Raw genomic sequence first — 18,482 nt, 5'->3', positions numbered from 1 at the left:
GCTGGAGGCATGACCGCGCATCCGCCTGTCATCGTGCACCCCCCGACGCCGTCGGGCGGCCGCCGGGTGACCGTGCACGGGCAGATCGTCGGCCTCGCCCACGGCCGTGGCGATGTCGCCGAATTCCTCCGCCGCGCGGGATTCGCCCAGCCGGCCGAGGACATCCGGCTCGACGACCCCGCCCTCGTCGAATGGCGGGGCGGCTCACTGGACGACTGGCCGATGCCCTAGTAGGTCGTGTCGCGGGGCAGGCGGGCTCAGAGCACCGAACCGCCGGTGACGTCGATGCGCTGGCCGGTGATCCAGCGGGAGTCGTCGGAGGCGAGGAAGGCGGCGACATCGGCGATATCGGCGGGCCGGCCGATGCGGTTGAACACCGAAGTGGCCGCCAGCGCCGCCCGCCCCTCGGGCGTCGCCCGGTGGGACTCGGTCACATGGGTCTCGACCCAGCCGGGGGCGAGGGTGTTCACCGTGATCCCGCGCCCGCCGAGGTCCTTGGCGAGGGTGAGCGTGAGGGTGTCCACCGCGCCCTTGGAAACGCTGTAGGCGACGTTCGACGGGTGCGCTCTGCTCGTCACCGCCGACGAGATGTTGATGATGCGTCCGCCGTCCCGCATCCGGCGCAGACCGTGCTGGATGATGAAGAACGGTGCCTTGGTGTTGATCGCGATGGTGCGGTCGAACTCTTCCTCCGTGGCCTCGCCGATGCGCCCGGAAAACCGGGTCGCCGCGTTGTTCACGAGTATGTCGAGACCGGGTCCGGCGCCGTACGCGGCGAGTTCGGCGTCAAAGGCGGTGAACAGCGCTTCGGCGTCACCGGGTACCCCCAGTTCCGCTTTTACCGTGAATGCCCGTCCGCCGGCGGCTTTGATGCTCGCGAGCGTTTCCCCGGCCTCGGTGTCGCTGTTGTTGTAGTGAATGGCGACCAGTGCACCGTCCTGAGCGAGGCGCTGGGCGATGGCCCGGCCGATGCCCCGGCTGGATCCCGTTACCAGCGCGGTCTTTCCGTTGAGGTCACCCATGATGGTGCGTCGGCCTTTCGTTGTCCGCGGCGGGCGTGCTGCCGCCGGTCACTGTCGATGAAGTGGTGGTCGTGATGCAACGCGGCACGAACCGGCGCGCGCCGGGTGCCGCGGAGAAGGAGGGGGTGGTGCGGTGCGTCGCGGAGAAGGAGGCGGTGCGGTGCGTGCGGCGGGCGTTCAGCCGCGTCCGGCCGGCGCCGTGAGGGTGGACACGAACACCGGCTCGCCGTCCTGAAGGCCGGTGACCTCCACCGTCGTGGTGCCGGGCGACGCGGACGGCACGCGGCGGGCCTCGATGACGCAGGGGGTGCCGTGCTCGGCGTAGCGGTGGAACTCGGTGCCCAGGGCGTACGGGACGAAGCTGTCGGGCGCGGTCAGGGCGTACGCGGCCTGCTGTGCGGCATCGATCAGCGCCATACCGGGGACGTGGTCGTTGGCCGGGTTCACGACCGCGGCATGACCGGGCGCTATCCGCAGCAGCCAGCGATCGGGCCGGTCGGTGGGGGAGAGCAGGACGTCGCGCTCGGTGGCGCTGCCCGTCAGCCGGGGCGGTACGCAGGGGGGAACCGGGGCGGCGCTGTGCCGGGCGGTCAGCCGCTCACCGCGGATCCGGCGGTAGACGGCGGGGGAGGTGACGGTGACATGGGAGTACCCGGTCGCGACGGTCCGGCCCGCCGAGCGCACCGTCATGTCGAAGCGGCCTTCGGTCAGCGCGCCGGCGCGCATCCGCAGATCGCTGCAGGCGACGTCGATCGTCAGTGAGGTGGGGCCGCCGTCGCCGGCGAGCCGCTCGGGGTGCGTGGTGAAGACGAGGTCCCCGAGGATGAAGTGATGGCCCACCGGTACGCCGAGTTCGGCGTGCGAGAGGAGCAGCCCGGCCTGACGGATGGTCTCGGCGGTGAGGATGAGCGGGTGGCGGCTGTGGTCGGGGGCGAAGTAGCCGTGGTCGTGGGGCCACCGGGCGGTGAGCGAGAAATGGCGGTCGTCCACCCGATGCCAGGAAGTGACCAGAATGTCGTCGAGGACGGGACGGTGCACGAATGCGCCGGGAACGCGGGCGTCGGAGCGCATCGCCTCAGCGGCCGGCTCGTTCTCGTCCAGGCACAATTGATGTGGGGACCTGGGCTGAACCGCGCCGCTGACGTGCATCGTGTCGCTCATGACTGCCCCCAGGCGTCTCTATGGATCTTACGGATCTATGGTCGAGGTCTTGCGCTGATAAGATACGTACTATCCGGTTTTATTTTCAATGCCGCACTCACGGAAAGAGGAAATAAGCTGATCGGGCGGTGACTTGAACTCTACTGAGCAGTTGCGGAACTTGACGATTTCGAGAGAACAGGAGACGTCCTGTGGCACAACAGGACCGCGCGATCCGGACCCGGCGGCTGATCCTGGAGGCGGCGGCAGCGGTCTTCGACGACTGCGGGTATGACCGCGCCACCATCGCCGAAGTTCTTGAACGCGCCGGTGTGACGAAGGGCGCCCTGTATTTCCACTTCGCCTCCAAGGAGCAGCTCGCGCTCGCGGTGCTGGGCGAGCATGTGCTGGACATCGCGGTGGAGCCGCAGCAGGTCAAACTCCAGGAATTCATCGATGTGGGGCAGGTGCTGGCGTACCGGCTGCGCAACGACCCGATCCAGCGCGGCGCGGCCCGGCTCGCCGTCGAGCAGGGCTCCAATCACCTGGACCGCAAGCAGTCGATGCTCTCGTGGGCCGCGTTCATCGAGGGGCTCCTGATCGAGGCGCGGGGCCGCGGCGAAATCCTGGAGAGCATCGATGTACGCGACACCGCGGAGCTGTTCGTCGGCGCCTTCGCCGGGGTGCAGATGATGTCGCACACCCTGTCCAACCGGGAGGATCTCGGCCGCCGGCTGGCCGTGTTCTACGAACACACCCTGCCCAGCATCGCGGTGCCGGCCATCCTCGCCAAGCTCAAGCTGGACCCGGGGCGCGGGGAGTGGCTGGATGCCGTGCTGCAGGAGCGCGCGGCCGCGCAGGCGGAGTCCGACGCCGGTGTCGGAGCGGTGGCGAGCTGACGCGTCCAGGTCGCCGTTCGGGGGCATTCGGCCGTTCCGGAGCCTGAAATCGGCCGTTCCGGACGGTGAAACGGACCGTACGCGCGGTGTGGGTGCGGCGCCCGCTCACGGGGCGGAGCGCCGCCGCTGCGGGCAGCGGGGTGGACGAACTCACCGGGAGAATCCGGCGGTTGCCGTGCCAGGCGTCCTGTCGAATGCCACGTCAAAGGTGACGATCGCGGCGCCTCCCGCCTCATGACGTCATTTCGGTTGTTTGCGGACAAGTGGGCCGAAGTCGGTGGTGCCGCGTCCGTGCCGTGGGGGATTTCTGCGAGTCTGAGCGGCGCACACGGAGTCCCGGCTGGTCAAGGAGGTGCCGGGGCACCGGCGTGCCGGGCGCGCCCACTCATTAGTGGTGTGTTAGTGCCTCGTTAGCGGTCCGGCAGCGCGCGGGGCCACTCTGGAAGTACAAACGGACGGACCGTACGCACCCATACGAGAGCTCGCACCCACCAGACGAGGGGGACACCCATGTCGCTCACCACCAGGACACCAGGCCGCGGCCGCCGTGTCGCCGCCGGTTCGCTGATCGCCGTCGCCGCGCTCACGCTCACCGCCTGCCAGGACGGGACCACCGGCGCCGCGTCCCGCCCCTCGTCGGCCGCCGCCCCCGCCACCTCCCAGGACGGCGCACAGCAGGAGGCGCAGGGCGGCACCCGGAACGGCGTACGGGGCGGCACCGAGCCGACCGGCGCGAAGGACCGGCCGTCCTCGGCCGCCGCCGAGCAGCCGTCCGCGAACGCCGCGCCCTCCGGCGGCAGCACCTCGAGCGGCACCCCGAACGCCACCGAGTCACATGCCTCGTCCATGACGGCGTCGGACCGCTGCACCGCCGCCGACATGTCGCTGCGCCTCGGTGACGCCGACATCGGCGCGGGCAACATCCGCTACCCCCTCGTCTTCACGAACAAGGGCAAGAAGGCCTGTACGCTGCGCGGCTTCCCGGGGGTCTCACTGATCAAGCGGGACGGCTCGTCCGTCGGCGCGCCCGCCACCCGCGAGGGCGGCCGCGGCGAAGCCGTCCGGTTGCAGCCGGGGCAGAGCGCGTACTCCGTGCTGCACACCCTCAACGACGGGGTCTCGGACACCCCGTGCTGGGCCGAATCGCAGCTGGTCTTCGTCTACCCGCCCGGCTCCAAGGAGTCGATGACCACCGGCAGCCACGGGCTGCGGGTCTGCGGCGGACGGTTCGACGTGACCGCCGTGACGCCCGGATCGCCCGGCTGACAGCCGGTCAGAACCCCTGCGGGCGCCCGTCCATGACAACGGGCGCCCGCCGCGTGCGCCCGGAATCGGCCGTCGGCCCGGCCGGGCGATGACAAGCCCCGTCACGCCCGCTGACCTCCGCGCTCATGGCGGCTACGGTGTCCGCGGGGCGCCCCGGGCGCAGGGCCGGTGGACGGTGCGCGCCGAGCGGATGCGGGGCGGGCGAAGCGGGGGTGCGGCGTGAGCGAGCGTAGCGAGAGAACCGGTGAGAGGTGCGCGCTCGGCGCATGCGGAGCCTCGCGAAGCGAGGGTGCGGCATGAGCCGGTTGACGATCGCGATGCACCATGTGCGGGCCGCGCTGAGCGGTGCCGGGCGGCTCGGCATCGACACCGTGCCACTGCTCCAGACCGCCCGTATCCCTCCGCTGCTGCTCGCCGACGACCGGGCCCGGGTCACGGCCGAGCAGTTCACCCGCCTGGTCAGGGCCCTGTACCGGGCCACCGGTGACGAATTCCTGGGCCTGGGGCCGCAACCCAGCCGCCGCGGCACCTTCGCCATGATGTGCCACGCCTGCCTCGGCTGCCCCGACCTCGGCTCCGCCCTGGACCGTGCGGCCCGCTTCTACCGGCTCTTCCCCGGCGGCCCCGACATGGCGGTGGAGACCCTCCCCGCCCCGGGTGACGCCGGCGCGGCGGCGGTCTTCGCCGTCCGCACCGACCTGTGCCGCTACGACGAGGGCGACTTTCTCTCCGAGTGCCTCCTGGTCATCTGGCACCGGCTCTCCAGCTGGCTGGTCGGCCGCCGTATCCCGCTGCGCTGGGCGACGTTCGCCTATCCCGCGCCGCCCCATGCCTCCGAGTACGACACGCTGTTCGGCTGCCCGGTGTACTTCGGCGCCGGGCGCACCGCGGCCGGCTGGGACGCCCGCTGGCTGGCCGCGCCCGTCGTACGGGACGAGGCCGCGCTGGCCGCGCTGCTGCGACGGGCCCCGGCGGACCTGCTCAGCCGCCGCGACTACGGGACGACCGTCGCCGAACAGGTGCGCCGTACCCTCGTCCAGGCGCTCCGGGCCGGTCCCCCGGCGCGGCTGCCCGAGGCCGGTGAGGTCGCCGCCCGGCTGGCCGTCAGTCCGGCGACGCTGCGGCGGAGGCTGCACGCCGAGGGCACGTCGTACCAGCGGCTGAAGGACGCGGTGCGCCGGGACGCGGCGATCGCCTCGCTGGCCGCGGGGCAGGAGCCGGTGGCCGAACTGGCGGCGCGGATCGGCTTCTCGGAGGACACCGCCTTCCACCGTGCCTTCCGCCGGTGGACCGGGACCACGCCCGGCGCCTACCGGCCCCGCGCACCTGAGACGCGGGGTCAACGAAGCTGAGCGTTCCGGTCAGTTCCTCCTTACCCGCGAGTCACTACGGTCGCCTCGACCACCCGGCACGCGTGCCGCCCGGCATACGTGCCAGCCGTCCGTTGGGAGAGCCGTATGCGCCCACGCTCCACCGCACTCGCCACCGCCGCCGTCCTGTCGCTCACCCTCGGCCTCGCCGGCGCCGGCCCCGCGTCCGGGCAGTCCGCCGCGCCCGCGGCGAGCCGCCCGGGCGACATCGTCACCGCCGCCCCGACCTCCTTCCACCCCCTGCCCGGCCAGCCGACCGGCACCCGCGCCTGGCACCTCACCTACCGCTCCACCACCGCCAAGGGCACCCCCAACACCGTCTCCGGGACGGTCATCGTCCCCGTCGACGGCAGGAAGGGCCCCCGCCCGCTCGTCACCTACGCCGTCGGGACCGTCGGTCTCGCCGACTCCTGCGCGCCCTCGGCCGGCTTCCCCAAGGGCACCACCATGGAGGCCAACCTCATCCAGCAGCTCACCGCCCGCGGCTGGGCCGTCGCGGTCACCGACTACGAGGGCCTCGGCACCCCCGGCGACCACACCTACACCGTCGGACGCGCCGAGGGACAGGCCGTCCTCGACGCCGCCCGCGCCGCGCAGCGGCTGCCCGGGGCACGCGCGGCCGGAGTCACCGAGGACTCCCCGGTCGGCATCATGGGCTACTCCCAGGGCGGCCAGGCGACCAGCTGGGCCGCCGAACTGCACCGTTCGTACGCGCCCGAGCTCGACGTCAAGGGGACCGCGACCGGCGGCGTCCCGGCCGATCTGCGCACGGTCGCCGACGCCAACGACGGCAACATCGGCGCCGGGCTGATCCTGATGGCCGCCACCGGTCAGAATGCCGCCTTCCCCGAACTGCGCCTGGACAAGTACCTCAACGCCAAGGGCCGCCACTACGTCGACTTCATGAAGAAGAACTGTGTGGCCGTCAACACCGTCGCCGGTCTCTTCAAGAGGATCTCCGACGTCACCGTCGAGAATCCGCTGGACGCACCCGACTGGCAGCGCCGGCTGCGGGAATCCCGCCTGGGCACCCGGAAACCGGACGCCCCGGTGTTCCTCTACCACGGGACCGTCGACGAACTGATCCCCTACGGGGTCGGCAGGCGGCTGCGCGACGACTGGTGCGCCAGGGGCGCCACCGTCCGGTGGGCCTCGATCCCGCTCGGCGAGCATGTCCTCGGTGCGATCGTGGGCTCCGTACCGGCTGCCGACTGGCTCGCCGGCCGCTTCGCGGGCCGGCCGGACGGCGGGAACTGCGGCTGAGCCGGCACCGGCCGGCACGGGCGTACGCGGCGGGTGCCCGGCCCGGCACGTACGCCCTTACCCTGCGTACGCCCGTGCCCGGTGAGGTGCCCGGCGTCCGGTGCGCCCGGTGCCCCGCCCGGCCGGCCGCTCCCGCTCAGACCTTCTTCAGCAGCTCGGACCCGAACCAGTCGCGGGAGTGCCGTACGCCGGGCAGGACGAAGAAGTAGCCGCCGCCGGTCGGCGTGATGAACCGGGCCAGCGGCTCGTTCTCCAGACGTCGCTGCACGGTCGCGAACTGCCGCTCCGGGTCCTGCTGGTAGCCGCAGAAGACCAGGCCGAGGTTCATCCGGCCGTTGGGGTCGAAGCCGTCGTCGTAGTTGTAACTCCGCCGCAGGAAGCGTGAGTTGTCGGACTTCGGCGTCCGTGGGTTCGCCAGCCGGATGTGCGCGTCGAGCGCGATCCGCCGGCCGTGCGGGTCGCTGCGGTAGTCCGGCGCGTCGGTCTCCCGGGTGCCGTCCAGGGGCGCGCCGCTCGCCTTGCGCCGCCCGAACATTCTCTCCTGGTGCTCCACCGGCACCTTGTCCCACTTCTCGACGTGGAAGCGGATCAGCCGGAGCACCTGGTAGCAGCCGCCCAGCGCCCAGTCCGGCTCCCCGCACGGCGGGGTCACCCACATCAGCCGTCTCATCTCCCGGGCCGAGGCGGTGTCCGGATTGACGATCCCGTCCTTGAAGCCGAGGAAGTTGCGCCGCGCCCCGGTGGGTCGGGACGGATTGAGGAAGGCGTCCGTCCGCCAGCGGGGCCGGAGCAGCCCGTCCGTCTCCCGCGCCAGATCGCGCAGGACGTGGACGATGGCGTCCGGGTGCTCCGCACAGACCTGCACCGACAGATCGCCGTGGCAACGCGCCGGAACCAGCCGGTCGTTGGGGAAGGCCGGCATCGCCTTCAGATGCCGGGGCTTGTGCCCGGAGAGCCCGTACCGGTCGTCGAAGAGCGAGGCCCCCACCCCGATCGTGACGGTGAGCGAGTCCGGGGTCTGCGGCTGGGAGGCGACCAGCTCGTCCCTGGGCTTCACCCCGGCCGTCAGCGCCCGCACCCGGTGGGTGAGCACCTGGAACAGCTCCACCAGGCCCTCGCGGTTCTCGGCCAGCACATCGAACCCGACGAACCCGGCGAACAGCTGCTGGGGGGTGATGACGCCGGCCTGATGGCGGCCGTGGAAGGGGACCTTCTCGGGCGGCCGCCGCCGGTCGTCGTCGCGCCGCAGGCCCGCCGGACGCTCCGCCGCGGCGGCCTCCCCGTGCGGGCCCGCGCCGGCCGCCACGCCGGTGGCCGCCACTCCCGCGAACCCCGCCGCACATCTGAGGAAATCCCGGCGCCCGTCGTCCCGTACGGGGACACACCCGCCGCCGTCCCGATCACGTCTCATCGTCCCGCCATCCTGACCGCCCTGAGTGCGTCATCCGGCACCCGCGTGCCGGCACATACCTGCGCGCCATGCTCGCCGCTCGGACCGGGAGGGACGGGAACAACACGGCCTCGGCGCCGGATATCACGCGCGCAGCCCGGCCGGTCGCCCGAACGGCCCAGCGGACCGGCTCCCCGCGCGACAGCACCCCGCCGGCCTCCTAGCGTCGGCCCTGTGACCTGCACGGACACGGCCCCGGCCAGGGCTCGGTGCAGCGCCGGCCCGGCTCGCCGCCCACCAGGCACGACAGGCACCGCCCGCGAGCCCATGGACCCCCGCACATGAACGCATTCACCGACGAGAGCGGAGCCACCGCCAAGGGCACCCGGCCCGACGAGGCCACGACGGACGGCCGGGGGCCGGAGAGCGACGGGCACCCGCCGGCCGACGGGGCGACCGGGGCGATACCCGCCGAGGAGCGCCCGGGCGGCGCCGAACCGGCCGCGCCCGCGCTGCGGATCGCCAGGGGGCACGCCGAACCCGAGGAGCTCGCCGCGGTCACCATCGTCCTCTGCGCCCAGCTCGCCGCCCTGCAGGTCCTCGCCGACCAGCACCGGGCCGAGGAGCGCCCGGCCGACCGGCGGCGCCCCAGAGGCCACCGGGCGGGCCGCTCCGCCTGCTGGTCGGGCTGCTGGACGTGCAGCTGACGCGGCCCGGCGGCCGGTCGGCAGATCGTCAAGCGGAAGTCACCGCGCGCAAATATGATGAACCGGGCCGGACGGGCTCCGCCAGAGCCCCCATCAGGCCAGGTCAGGAGGCCTACGCGAGGATCCGCCGCAGGGCGTGCGCCCCGCGGCGGCCGATGCACCGACGCACCTGGGAGCGATTCATGCCGCGGCGCCGTCCCCCGCGGTCGGCCAGCGCCGACGACCTGCTGGCCACGCTCGGACGGCTGACCGCCCAGGCCCGGGAGGGCGCCGAGAAACAGCGCGCCCGGGTGGAACTGGCCGAGGCGCTGCAGCGCGAGATGCTGCCCACCCGGCTGCCCGAAGTGCCCGGGCTGCGCACCGCCGCCACCTACGCGCCGGCCCGGCACGGCCTCGACATCGGCGGCGACTGGTACGACGGCTTCCCGCTGCCCGACGGGTCGCTCGCGTTCTGCATCGGTGACGTCCAGGGCCATGACGTGGAGGCGGCCGCCTTCATGGGACAGATCCGCCTCGGGCTGCGGGCCGTCGCCGCACACGCCGCCGACCCCGGGGAAGTGCTGAGCCGCGCCAACGACCTGCTCCTCTCGGTGGACTGCGGGCTCTTCGCGACCTGCACCTTCGTCCGCTTCGACCCGGCCGGCTGGGAGATCTCCCTCGCCCGGGCCGGGCACGTACCCGGCGTCTGGGCCACCGTCGACGGCCGCTCCCGGCTCGCCGACGAACCCGGAGGCGTGCCGCTGGGCATCGTGCCCGGCGAGCGGTACCCCGTCACCCGCCGCCGGCTGACCGTGAGCGGGACGCTGGTGCTGCTCACCGACGGGGTCATCGAGGGGCCGTCGTTCCCGATAGAGGACGGGCTGAACCAGGTCACCCGGCTGGTCGGCGCCAACGCCGGCGGCGCACCGGACGCGGTGGCCGCCGCGGTGATGAGCGTGGCCGAACTGACCGGGCACGTCGACGACTCCGCCGTGATGGTGCTCTGCTTCGAGGGCGACGGGGGAGAGCACCGGGTGAAGCGCGGGACGGGAACGCGTGTCGTGGTCGCCGACCAGCGGCCGCCGTTGTGTGATGGCTGATGTGGTGCGCACCGAGGAACTCCGCCGACTCGCACCGGCAGCCCTGACGATCTGCGTCCTCGCCGCCGTCTACTACGTGTCCGCCAAGGTCGGGCTGCTGGAACAGGTGGTCATCGCGGGCGCCAGGGTCACCCCCTTATGGCCGCCCACCGGCATCTCCCTGAGCTGTCTGCTCCTGGTGGGCATGTGGACCTGGCCGGGCATCGCCCTCGGCACCCTGCTCGTCGTCGCCTCGCTCGGCCCGCTCGACGCCGGGGTGCTGGGCACCATGACGGGCAACACCCTCGCCCCCGTCTGCGCCTCGCTGATGCTCCGGCGGGTCGGTTTCCGGACCGAACTCGACCGGCTGCGCGACGGGGTGGCCCTGGTCGCCCTGGGCGCCTTCGTCGGGATGCTGATCAGCGCCACGGTGGGCAGCGGGACGCTGCTGCTCTCCGGCGACCTGCCGGCCGGCGTCTTCTGGCCGACCTGGGCGGCCTGGTGGGTGGGCGACGCGATGGGCATCCTCGTCGTCACCCCGCTGCTGCTCGCCCTCCGTTCCCTGCGCAGTCCCTGGGACGTCCCCATGGTCCGGTGGGCCGAGGCGTCGGCGCTGCTGATCGCCGCGCTGGTGGTCGCCCTCACGTCCGTGCACAGCGAGCTGTCGCTGCTCTTCCTGGTCTTCCCGCTGATCGTGTGGGCGGCGCTGCGCTTCCAGCTGGGCGGCGCGGCGCCCTGTGTGCTGCTGGTGTCCGTACTGGCGATCTCGTCGGCGACCACCGGCACCGGGCCGTTCAAGGGCCACAGCCTGCTGGAAGCGATGATCAACCTGCAGGCGCTCAACGCGTCCGCGGCGCTCACCGCGCTGCTGCTCTCGGCGATCGTCACCGAGCAGAACGCCATCCGGCACAAGGTCGAGCAGGCCTGCCGCGAACTCGCCGATGTGGTGGACCGCCTGGCGCCGGGGGAGAGCCGGCGCCGCTGGCCCCGGGAGGGCGACGCCCCTGACACCCCCTGACCCCTGACGCCTCCTGACACCCCTGACCCCCGATACCGCGCCCCGGACCGCCGCGCGCCGCCGTCAGTCCCGCAGCAGCTCTCCCAGGTCGTAGCCGACCGGCTCCGCCAGCTGGGCGTAGGTGCAGCTCTCCGGCGTACGGTCGGGGCGCCAGCGGCGGAACCGGACGGTGTGCCGGAACCGGCTGCCCTCCATGTGGTCGTAGGCGACCTCGCACACCCGCTCCGGGCGCAGCGGCACCCACGACAGGTCCTTGCCGCCGCTCCAGCGGCTCGGCCCGCCCGGCATCCGCCGGGACGCGTGGGCCGCCTCGTCCGTCCAGGCACCCCACGGGTGGTCCGCGGCCTCGTCCATCCGCAGCGGCGCCAGCTCCTCGACCAGCGCGCGCCGGCGCGCCATCGGGAACGAGGCGCACACCCCGACGTGCTGCAGCTGCCCGGAGTCGTCATGGAGGCCCAGCAGCAGGGAGCCGACCACCGGCCCGCTCTTGTGCAGCCGGTAGCCCGCGACGACACAGTCGGCGGTCCGGGCATGCTTGACCTTGAACATCACACGCTCGCCCGGCCGGTACGGCAGATCGAGCGGCTTGGCGACCACCCCGTCCAGACCCGCCCCCTCGAACTGGGTGAACCAGCGCCGCGCCAGCTCCCGGTCCGTCGTCGCGGGGGCGGTGTACACCGGCGCCCGGGCCGGCCGCAGCGCCCCGATCAGCGCCTCCCGGCGCACCGTCTGCGGCGCGTCCAGCAGCGCGTCCGGGCCGAGAGCCAGCAGGTCGAAGGCGACGAGGGAGGCGGGAGTCCGCTCGGCGAGCGTCCGGACCCGGGAGTCCGCCGGGTGGATGCGCTCCAGCAGCTCCTCGAAGTGCAGTCGGCCGTCATGGGCGATGACGAGCTCGCCGTCGACGACACAGCGCCGCGGCAGCTGCGCCCGTACGGCGCCGGCCACCTCGGGGAAGTAGCGGGTGAGCGGCTTCGTCGTACGGCTGGCGATCTCGACCTCGTCGCCGTCCCGGAAGACGATGACCCGGAAGCCGTCCCACTTGGCCTCGTACTGCATCCCGGCGGGGATGTCCGCCACCGGCTTCGCGAGCATCGGGGAGACCGGGGGCATCACAGGCAGGTCCATACCTCGATCCTCGGGGCCGGACACGCTTCCCGCGCGCCGGCCCGGACCCGTCCCGTCCGGGCGAAAGCCGCCCGGCGCGCGCCGAAGCCGGCCGGAACCTAGCGTGGAGGCATGGCCGGAGGCGGAGCTGTCGAGCTGGACGTCGCGGGGCGCGCGGTGCGCCTGTCGAACCCCGACAAGATCTACTACCCGGAGCGCGGCTTCACCAAGCTCGATGTCGCGCAGTACTACCTCGCCGTCGCGGACGGGGTGCTGCGGGCCCTGCGCGACCGGCCCACCACCCTGCAGCGCTTCCCGGACGGCGTCGACGGCGAGTTCTTCTACCAGAAGCGGGCCCCCAAGGGCCTCCCGGACTGGCTGCCCACCGCCCGTATCACCTTCCCCAGCGGCCGGTTCGCCGACGAGATCTGCCCCACCGAGCCCGCCGCCGTCCTGTGGGCCGCCAACCTGGGCTGCCTGACCTTCCACCCGTGGCCGGTACGCTGCGCCGACACCGATCACCCCGACGAACTGCGGATCGACCTCGACCCGCAGCCCGGCACGGATTTCGCGGACGCCGTCCGCGTCGCCCGTGAACTGCGCGGTCTGCTCGCCGAACACGGCCTGCGCGGCTGGCCCAAGACCTCTGGCGGCCGCGGGGTGCACGTCTACGTACCGATCCGGCCCCGCTGGACGTTCACCGCGGTCAGACGGGCCGCGATCGCCCTGGCCCGGGCGATGGAGCGGCGGATGCCGGAGCTGGTGACCTCGGCGTGGTGGAAGGAGGAGCGCGGCGCGAAGGTCTTCGTCGACTACAACCAGATGGCCAGGGACCGGACCATCGCGTCGGCGTACTCACTGCGTGCCCGGCCGCGGGCGACCGTCTCCACCCCGCTCCGCTGGGAGGAGCTGCCGGACGCCGAGCCCGAGGACTTCGATCTGCGCACGGTCCCGCCGCGCTTTGCCGAACTGGGCGATGTGCACGCCGACATGGCGGACCACGCCTTCGGCCTGGAGTCGCTCCTGGAGCTCGCGGAGCGGCACGAGGCGGAGGACGGGCTGGGCGATCTGCCCTATCCCCCCGACCATCCGAAGATGCCGGGCGAGCCGGCCCGGGTCCAGCCGAGCCGGGCCCGTAAGCGCTGACCCGGACCGGGACCGGCCCGGACCGGGACCGGTCCCGGGCGCGGGTACCGGCGCACGGCTGGGTACGAACGGGGCAATCGCCGGGTCCGTCGGAGTGGCCCTGCGCGGGGTCCGTGGAGGGTGCGACACTGCGCGGTACTCATCCGATTGTCAGATTTCCTGTCATATGGGAGAGGTCATGCGCAAGTTCATAGGACGTTCCGTCGCGGCCGCGGCGCTTGCCTCCGCCATCGTCGTCCCGCTCGCCGGTGTGGCCTCGGCCGTTCCCGAGAAGCCGGTCAGCCACCGCGACGACGGCGGTCAGCAAAGCGCCGACGAGTCCGGTATCGACTCCTTCGATGGGCTCCGAGCCGGCCTCAACAGCCTCCTGGGGCTCTGAACGGCCGTAGCACGGGCGGGCCGCCGCGGCACTGCGTCGCGGCGGCCCGGTGCGTGTCATCCGGCGGCGGTCTCCCGCTCGGCCTGCCGGCGCAGCTCCTTCTTGTCCGGCTTTCCGGCGTCGGTCAGCGGCAGTGCCTCGACGAAGGTGATCCGGGCCGGTTCGTACATCGCTCCGCGCTCGGCGGACACCATCTCGCGGAGCTGCTGTTCGTCGACCGTGCCCTCGGGCGTCCGCACCACCACCGCGTGCACCCGTTCCATCCGGTCGGCGTCACGGACGCCGAACACCGCGCTCTGCAGGACCTGCGGGTGCGAGTTCAGCAGGTCCTCCAGTTCGGTGGTGTACACATGGCCGCCGACCACGACGATCATGTCCTTGATCCGGTCAACGATCGTCAAGTAGCCCTCGGCGTCGAGGAATCCGATGTCGCCGGTGTGCAGCCAGCCGTCCCTCAGGACCTCGGCGGTCAGCTCGGGCTGCTTCCAGTACCCCTTCATGATCATCTTGGACCGCACGCAGACCTCGCCGTGCCCGCCCACCGGCAGATCCCGGCCCGACTCGTCGCGGATCGCCACCTCGACGTCGTCCAGCACCTTGCCCGCGGAGCGCAGCCGGTCGGGGCGGGACAGGTCGTGCTCCTCCTGGCGCAGCACGCTGATGCCGCCGGCCTCGTTCTGCCCGTACCCCTGCATCAGCACCGGGCCGAACCGCCGTACCGCGTCGGCGATCCGGGTCGGCGACGCCTGGCAGCCGCCGTATGTCACGGTCCGCAGGCTGGAGGTGTCGGTGTGCTGCGCGTCCGGGTGGTCCATCAGCTGGTAGAGCAGCGGCGGCAGCAGGAACATGTCGGTGATGCGCTCGCGTTCGATGGCGGCGAGCACCTCGGCCGGGTCGAAGTCGTCGAGCAGGACGACCGTGCCGCCCGCGGACAGCGTGTTGTCGGCCAGCAGCCCCGCGGCGTGCGCGAGGGTCGTGCAGACCAGCTGCCGGCGCTCGGCCCCGTCGTCGTCCGCCAGTACTCCGCTGAACCAGCGGGCCTGCTCGAAGGTGGTGCAGATGCCCTTGGGGTGGCCGGTGGTGCCTCCCGTGTGGCGGATGGTGCAGATGTCGTCCGGTCCGGCGAGGCTGTCGAACGGCGCGTCGGACTGCCCGGCCGCCAGCTCCAGCAGGTCCGTGCCCAGCTTCGCCGGGCCGAGCACCAGGACGTCCGGCACCGGTGCCAACCCCGTGACTTCGGCGGCCCGTTCCGCGTAGCGGGGGTCGATGACCAGGGCGCGGGTCTCCACGTCGCGGACGATGGCGGCCTGGGACTCGGCGGACAGCTTGTTGTAGAGGTGATTGACCCGGGCGCCGACCAGATTGGCCGCGTAACGGGCGGCCAGGGCCTCCGGGAGGTTGCCGCTGAGCAGGGTGACGGTGGCTTCCGGGCCGACGCCCTGGGCGCGCAGCGCCCGCGCCATCCGGTACACCAGCGAACGGAACTCGCCCGCCGTTACCCGGCGTCCTTGGTGGACCACGGCTTCATGTGCGGGGTCTGCGCTAAGGACATCGAGGTTCTCCTCCATGTAGGTACGGAACGTCCGGTCATCTATGGACATGATGGTGGGCTTCCTCCTGACGCCGGCGGCCGAGGTCGCTGCCGCCGGGGTGCGCGATATTTAGTTGCTGGAGGCAACAAAGGTAGGATAGTCGCTGGAGATCGACATCCCAAGTCGGATTCCGCGGCCCAGACGCCGCCCACCACCCCTCCGGCGCGCACCCCACTTGCGGCGCTCCATGGGCACTGTCGCTCCATGGATCCTGCGGCGGGTGCCCGCATCCCGTAAGGGGCGGTCGAACAGATCCCCTAGGGGACGCGAGGGCCCCTGTGGGGCCACAACAGGCCGGGGGTGGGCGGGTATTCCCTGGGGGCGGCTGTGTATTCCTGTGGTTTTCCGGGGCCGGCCACGTCGGGCGACGCGTACCTGGTGCACTGAGCCGCAGCCGGGGTCCGGGCACTGAGGCGCGGCTGGGTTCCGGACTCCGAGGCGCGGCCGGGGTCCCGATACCGGACCGCGGCTGGGTTCCGGGCTCCGGGGTGCGGCCGGGGTCCGGGGTGCGGCCGGGTCGGAGTGCGGCCGGGTCGGAGTGCGGCTGGAAGTCGTGGAACTCCGGCCGGATTCCTCGTCCCCCGATATCGCCAACTCGGTCGCCGGTCCGGGGAGGGCGGCGGATAATGCTCCCTCGCGCACGGGGCGCCCCTGCCCTGCGGTTCTCGCTCTCCCTGCGGGGCCGTCCCGTGTGGAGGGATGATGGGGGACAGCGGCGAGCACGGCGAGAATCGGCCGATGTACGGAGAGCGCCATGGCTGTCGGTCAGCGGTGACCGGCGGAAGGAGTGCCTGGATGGGTGCGACCGACGCGATCCCCGACGGCGCTGCCTCGGTCGGGGCCACGCCGGGGCGGCCCGGCGGCCTGCTGGACGTACTCGGCGTGGCCGCCGTGATGCTGGACGCGAACGGGCGGATCGCCCTGTGGAGCCCCCAGGCCGAGCAGCTCTTCGGCTGGACCGCGCGGGAGGCGCTGGGCCGGCCCGCAGCCCAGCTCCTGGTCGCACCCGAACACATGGAGCTGGTACTGCGGCTGTTCTCGCAGGTCATGGCCGGCGGCGAGAGCTGGGCCGGGGTCTTCCCGGTGCGGCACAAGGACGGCGGCACACGGCTCGTCGAATTCCGCAACATGCGGCTGCTCGACGAGCACGGCGAGTCCTACGCCCTGGGTATCGCCACCGACCAGGCCGTACTGCGGCGGGTGGAGCGGGATCTGGCGCTGTCGGTACGCCTGGTGGCCCAGTCGCCGATCGGCCTGGCGGTGCTGGACACCGGGCTCCGGTACGTCATGGTCAACCCGGCGCTGGAGCGCATCAACGGCCTCCCCGCCGACCGGCACATCGGCCGCCACGTCCGCGAGGCCCTGTCCTTCCTGGACACCGAAACCATCGTGTCCCGGATGCGGGAGGTCCTGCGGACCGGCCGGCCGCTGCTCGACCAGTTCACTGCCGGCGGCACCGCCGCCGACCCCGCCGCCGACCAGGCCTGGTCGGTGTCGTACTACCGGCTGGAGGACCCCCACGGCCGGGTCCTGGGGCTGGCCACCTCCGTCGTGGACATCACCGAACAGCACCGGGCCGCCGCCGACGCCGCCCGCGCCCGCCGCCGGCTGGCCGTCATCGCCGACGCCTCCGCGACCGTGGGCACCACCCTCGACGTCGACCAGACCGCACGTGAGCTGGCCGACGTCATCGTGCCCGAACTGGCGGACCTGGCCACGGTCGACGTCCTCGACTCCGCCCTGGACGGCCGGCGCACCGCCGCGCCGTCCCACGGCGGAGCCGTCCGCTTCCATGCCCTCGCGGCGTCCGCCGCCCACCCGGCGGACGCCCTCCGCGCCACCGGCCCCACGGGCGGTCTCGTCTCCTACGGGGGCGACCGGCTCGTCACCCGCTGTGTGACCGAGTCCCGCCCGGTGCTCGTCGCCCGGGTGGCGGAGGAGGACCTGGCGCACATAGCCGCGGACCAGGACGGCGCCGCCTGCCTCGGCCGGGCCGGAGTGCACTCCTACCTGGCCGTGCCGCTGATCGCCCGGGGCGAGGTGCTCGGGGCGCTCTCGCTGTACCGCGCCCGCAACACGGTGCCGTTCGACGAGGACGACGCGGTGCTCGCCGTCGAGCTGGCCGCGCGGGCGGCGGTGTGCATCGACAACGCCCGCTCCTACCAGAGCGAACGCCGCACCGCGCTCACCCTCCAGCGCCACCTGATGAACCACCGGCCGCCGCAGCCCACGGCCATGGAGATCGCCTACCGCTACCAGCCGGCCCAGGCGGCCAGCGAGGTCGGCGGCGACTGGTTCGACGCCATCCCGGTGGCCGGCGACAAGACGGCCCTGGTCGTCGGCGACGTCATGGGCAGCGGCATCAACGCCGCCGCCACCATGGGCCAGTTGCGTACCACCGCCCGCGCGCTGGCCGACCTCGACCTCGACCCCGCCGAGGTGCTCCGGCACCTCGACCACATCGCCGCCGGCCTCGACCCGGCCTTCGCGACCTGCCTGTACGCGGTCTACGACCCGCACCGCAGCCTGTGCCGGATCGCCGTCGCCGGGCATCTGCCGCCCGTCCTGGTACGCGCCGGACAGCCGCCCGAGCTGCTCGACCTGCCCACCGGTGCCCCGCTCGGCGTCGGCGGGGTGCCTTTCGAGCAGACCACGATTCCGCTGCGCGACGGCGACCGGCTGGTCCTCTACACCGATGGCCTGATCGAGACCCGCGAACAGGCCATCGACGCCCGCCTGGACACGTTGCTCACCCTCCTCGCCGTGCCGGGGCCCGAGCACGACCTGGAAGGCCTCTGCGACCGGCTCCTGGGCGAGCTGCGCGACGCGCACGGCCACGACGATGTCGCGCTGCTCATCGCCCGGGTCCGGGCGAACCGGGTTCCCGCGAAGGGGAGATGAGCGCGTTGCGGGGGAGTGGCCGGCGGAATCCGTAGCCGCACAGTTCGCCGCGAAATCCGCTTTGGCGGCACGTATTCGCCATGGATACGGGTTCATGTGGCGTCTTCTGCTGCGGATTTCGTTGTCTCGCACTCTTGACGAGGTCTTGACGGCAGTCGACGGCAGGGGTTGTATTCGGTCACCACAGCGGCGCCTGCGGTGAGCCGGGTTCCTCCCGCTTCGCGGCG

General features: G+C 72.7%; 16 protein-coding genes. 11 read left to right on the top strand and 5 right to left on the bottom strand.

The features are described 5' to 3' along the window. Positions 1-9: 9 nt before the first annotated feature. The gene (locus AZE13_RS28045; RefSeq protein ID WP_066937929.1) at positions 10-231 is read left to right on the top strand and encodes a hypothetical protein; all 222 of its coding nucleotides are present in this window, start codon (positions 10-12) and stop codon (positions 229-231) included. A gap of 26 nt (positions 232-257) precedes the next feature. Here AZE13_RS28045 and AZE13_RS28040 read toward each other — a convergent pair whose 3' ends face one another. Both AZE13_RS28040 and AZE13_RS28030 read right to left on the bottom strand, forming a co-directional pair. Continuing rightward, positions 258-1,022: an SDR family oxidoreductase gene (locus AZE13_RS28040; RefSeq protein ID WP_066937927.1), complete on the bottom strand. Its 765-nt coding sequence runs from the start codon at positions 1,020-1,022 to the stop codon at positions 258-260. Between the two features lie 177 nt (positions 1,023-1,199). Continuing rightward, positions 1,200-2,183 carry a ScbA/BarX family gamma-butyrolactone biosynthesis protein gene (locus AZE13_RS28030; protein WP_079124443.1) on the bottom strand — a complete coding sequence of 328 codons (984 nt, stop codon included), beginning with the start codon at positions 2,181-2,183 and terminating at the stop codon, positions 1,200-1,202. Positions 2,184-2,374: 191 nt separating this feature from the next. Here AZE13_RS28030 and AZE13_RS28025 point away from each other — a divergent pair, with 191 nt between their 5' ends. From AZE13_RS28025 to AZE13_RS28010, 4 genes are all read left to right on the top strand, one after another. Beyond that, positions 2,375-3,061: a ScbR family autoregulator-binding transcription factor gene (locus tag AZE13_RS28025; RefSeq protein WP_066937923.1), complete on the top strand. Its 687-nt coding sequence runs from the start codon at positions 2,375-2,377 to the stop codon at positions 3,059-3,061. 510 nt (positions 3,062-3,571) lie between these two features. Further along, positions 3,572-4,327 carry a DUF4232 domain-containing protein gene (locus AZE13_RS28020; protein WP_066937922.1) on the top strand — a complete coding sequence of 252 codons (756 nt, stop codon included), beginning with the start codon at positions 3,572-3,574 and terminating at the stop codon, positions 4,325-4,327. A gap of 296 nt (positions 4,328-4,623) precedes the next feature. Beyond that, positions 4,624-5,679, top strand: a complete 1,056-nt coding sequence (locus tag AZE13_RS28015; RefSeq protein ID WP_066937921.1) for an AraC family transcriptional regulator — start codon at positions 4,624-4,626, stop codon at positions 5,677-5,679. Between the two features lie 105 nt (positions 5,680-5,784). Next, positions 5,785-6,960, top strand: a complete 1,176-nt coding sequence (locus tag AZE13_RS28010) for a lipase family protein (protein ID WP_066937918.1) — start codon at positions 5,785-5,787, stop codon at positions 6,958-6,960. A gap of 136 nt (positions 6,961-7,096) precedes the next feature. On the opposite strand, the gene AZE13_RS28005 is transcribed toward AZE13_RS28010, so the two are convergent. Further along, positions 7,097-8,371 (bottom strand): Dyp-type peroxidase, encoded by a 1,275-nt coding sequence (locus AZE13_RS28005; protein WP_066937912.1) that lies wholly within the window; start codon positions 8,369-8,371, stop codon positions 7,097-7,099. Between the two features lie 320 nt (positions 8,372-8,691). Here AZE13_RS28005 and AZE13_RS35880 point away from each other — a divergent pair, with 320 nt between their 5' ends. The 3 genes from AZE13_RS35880 (at position 8,692) to AZE13_RS27990 (ending at position 11,133) form a co-directional block, all read left to right on the top strand. Continuing rightward, positions 8,692-9,057, top strand: coding sequence for an acyl-CoA carboxylase epsilon subunit (locus tag AZE13_RS35880; RefSeq protein WP_107288477.1), 366 nt, complete (start codon positions 8,692-8,694; stop codon positions 9,055-9,057). Between the two features lie 182 nt (positions 9,058-9,239). After that, positions 9,240-10,136 (top strand): PP2C family protein-serine/threonine phosphatase, encoded by an 897-nt coding sequence (locus tag AZE13_RS27995; protein WP_079124451.1) that lies wholly within the window; start codon positions 9,240-9,242, stop codon positions 10,134-10,136. Between the two features lies 1 nt (position 10,137). Then, entirely contained in the window at positions 10,138-11,133 is a 996-nt protein-coding gene (locus tag AZE13_RS27990) for an MASE1 domain-containing protein (RefSeq protein ID WP_066937907.1), read from the top strand. A 63-nt stretch (positions 11,134-11,196) separates the two neighbouring features. Here the strand turns inward: AZE13_RS27990 and AZE13_RS27985 are convergent, their stop codons facing one another. Then, a complete protein-coding gene (locus AZE13_RS27985; protein ID WP_066937906.1) occupies positions 11,197-12,258 on the bottom strand; it encodes an ATP-dependent DNA ligase in 1,062 nt (353 codons plus the stop codon). Positions 12,259-12,369: 111 nt separating this feature from the next. On the opposite strand from AZE13_RS27985, the gene ligD reads away from it, so the two are divergent. Beyond that, on the top strand, positions 12,370-13,383 hold the full coding sequence (ligD, locus tag AZE13_RS27980) for a non-homologous end-joining DNA ligase (RefSeq protein ID WP_066937905.1): 1,014 nt from the start codon (positions 12,370-12,372) through the stop codon (positions 13,381-13,383). Between the two features lie 178 nt (positions 13,384-13,561). Continuing rightward, positions 13,562-13,762 carry a hypothetical protein gene (locus AZE13_RS27975; protein ID WP_147264739.1) on the top strand — a complete coding sequence of 67 codons (201 nt, stop codon included), beginning with the start codon at positions 13,562-13,564 and terminating at the stop codon, positions 13,760-13,762. Positions 13,763-13,818: 56 nt separating this feature from the next. Here AZE13_RS27975 and AZE13_RS27970 read toward each other — a convergent pair whose 3' ends face one another. Further along, on the bottom strand, positions 13,819-15,363 hold the full coding sequence (locus AZE13_RS27970; protein WP_066937902.1) for an AMP-binding protein: 1,545 nt from the start codon (positions 15,361-15,363) through the stop codon (positions 13,819-13,821). Between the two features lie 786 nt (positions 15,364-16,149). Between AZE13_RS27970 and AZE13_RS27965 the strand changes: the two genes are divergently transcribed. Further along, positions 16,150-18,255: a SpoIIE family protein phosphatase gene (locus AZE13_RS27965; RefSeq protein ID WP_066937899.1), complete on the top strand. Its 2,106-nt coding sequence runs from the start codon at positions 16,150-16,152 to the stop codon at positions 18,253-18,255. Positions 18,256-18,482 lie beyond the last annotated feature (227 nt).

Origin of the sequence: Streptomyces sp. NBRC 110611, from assembly GCF_001590865.1 — a bacterium.
GTDB lineage: Bacteria > Actinomycetota > Actinomycetes > Streptomycetales > Streptomycetaceae > Streptomyces.
The sequence above is the reverse complement of the archived record's forward strand: the minus strand, read 5'-3'. Positions and strand labels throughout refer to the sequence as shown.

Coding starts and splice junctions, on each gene's coding strand:
- AZE13_RS28045 (WP_066937929.1), top strand. CDS start 10: ATGACCGCGCATCCGCCTGTCATCGTGCACCCCCCGACGCCGTCGGGC.
- AZE13_RS28040 (WP_066937927.1), bottom strand. CDS start 1,022: ATGGGTGACCTCAACGGAAAGACCGCGCTGGTAACGGGATCCAGCCGG.
- AZE13_RS28030 (WP_079124443.1), bottom strand. CDS start 2,183: ATGAGCGACACGATGCACGTCAGCGGCGCGGTTCAGCCCAGGTCCCCA.
- AZE13_RS28020 (WP_066937922.1), top strand. CDS start 3,572: ATGTCGCTCACCACCAGGACACCAGGCCGCGGCCGCCGTGTCGCCGCC.
- AZE13_RS28015 (WP_066937921.1), top strand. CDS start 4,624: ATGAGCCGGTTGACGATCGCGATGCACCATGTGCGGGCCGCGCTGAGC.
- AZE13_RS28010 (WP_066937918.1), top strand. CDS start 5,785: ATGCGCCCACGCTCCACCGCACTCGCCACCGCCGCCGTCCTGTCGCTC.
- AZE13_RS28005 (WP_066937912.1), bottom strand. CDS start 8,371: ATGAGACGTGATCGGGACGGCGGCGGGTGTGTCCCCGTACGGGACGAC.
- AZE13_RS35880 (WP_107288477.1), top strand. CDS start 8,692: ATGAACGCATTCACCGACGAGAGCGGAGCCACCGCCAAGGGCACCCGG.
- AZE13_RS27995 (WP_079124451.1), top strand. CDS start 9,240: ATGCCGCGGCGCCGTCCCCCGCGGTCGGCCAGCGCCGACGACCTGCTG.
- AZE13_RS27985 (WP_066937906.1), bottom strand. CDS start 12,258: ATGGACCTGCCTGTGATGCCCCCGGTCTCCCCGATGCTCGCGAAGCCG.
- ligD (WP_066937905.1), top strand. CDS start 12,370: ATGGCCGGAGGCGGAGCTGTCGAGCTGGACGTCGCGGGGCGCGCGGTG.
- AZE13_RS27975 (WP_147264739.1), top strand. CDS start 13,562: ATGCGCAAGTTCATAGGACGTTCCGTCGCGGCCGCGGCGCTTGCCTCC.
- AZE13_RS27970 (WP_066937902.1), bottom strand. CDS start 15,363: ATGTCCATAGATGACCGGACGTTCCGTACCTACATGGAGGAGAACCTC.
- AZE13_RS27965 (WP_066937899.1), top strand. CDS start 16,150: ATGGGTGCGACCGACGCGATCCCCGACGGCGCTGCCTCGGTCGGGGCC.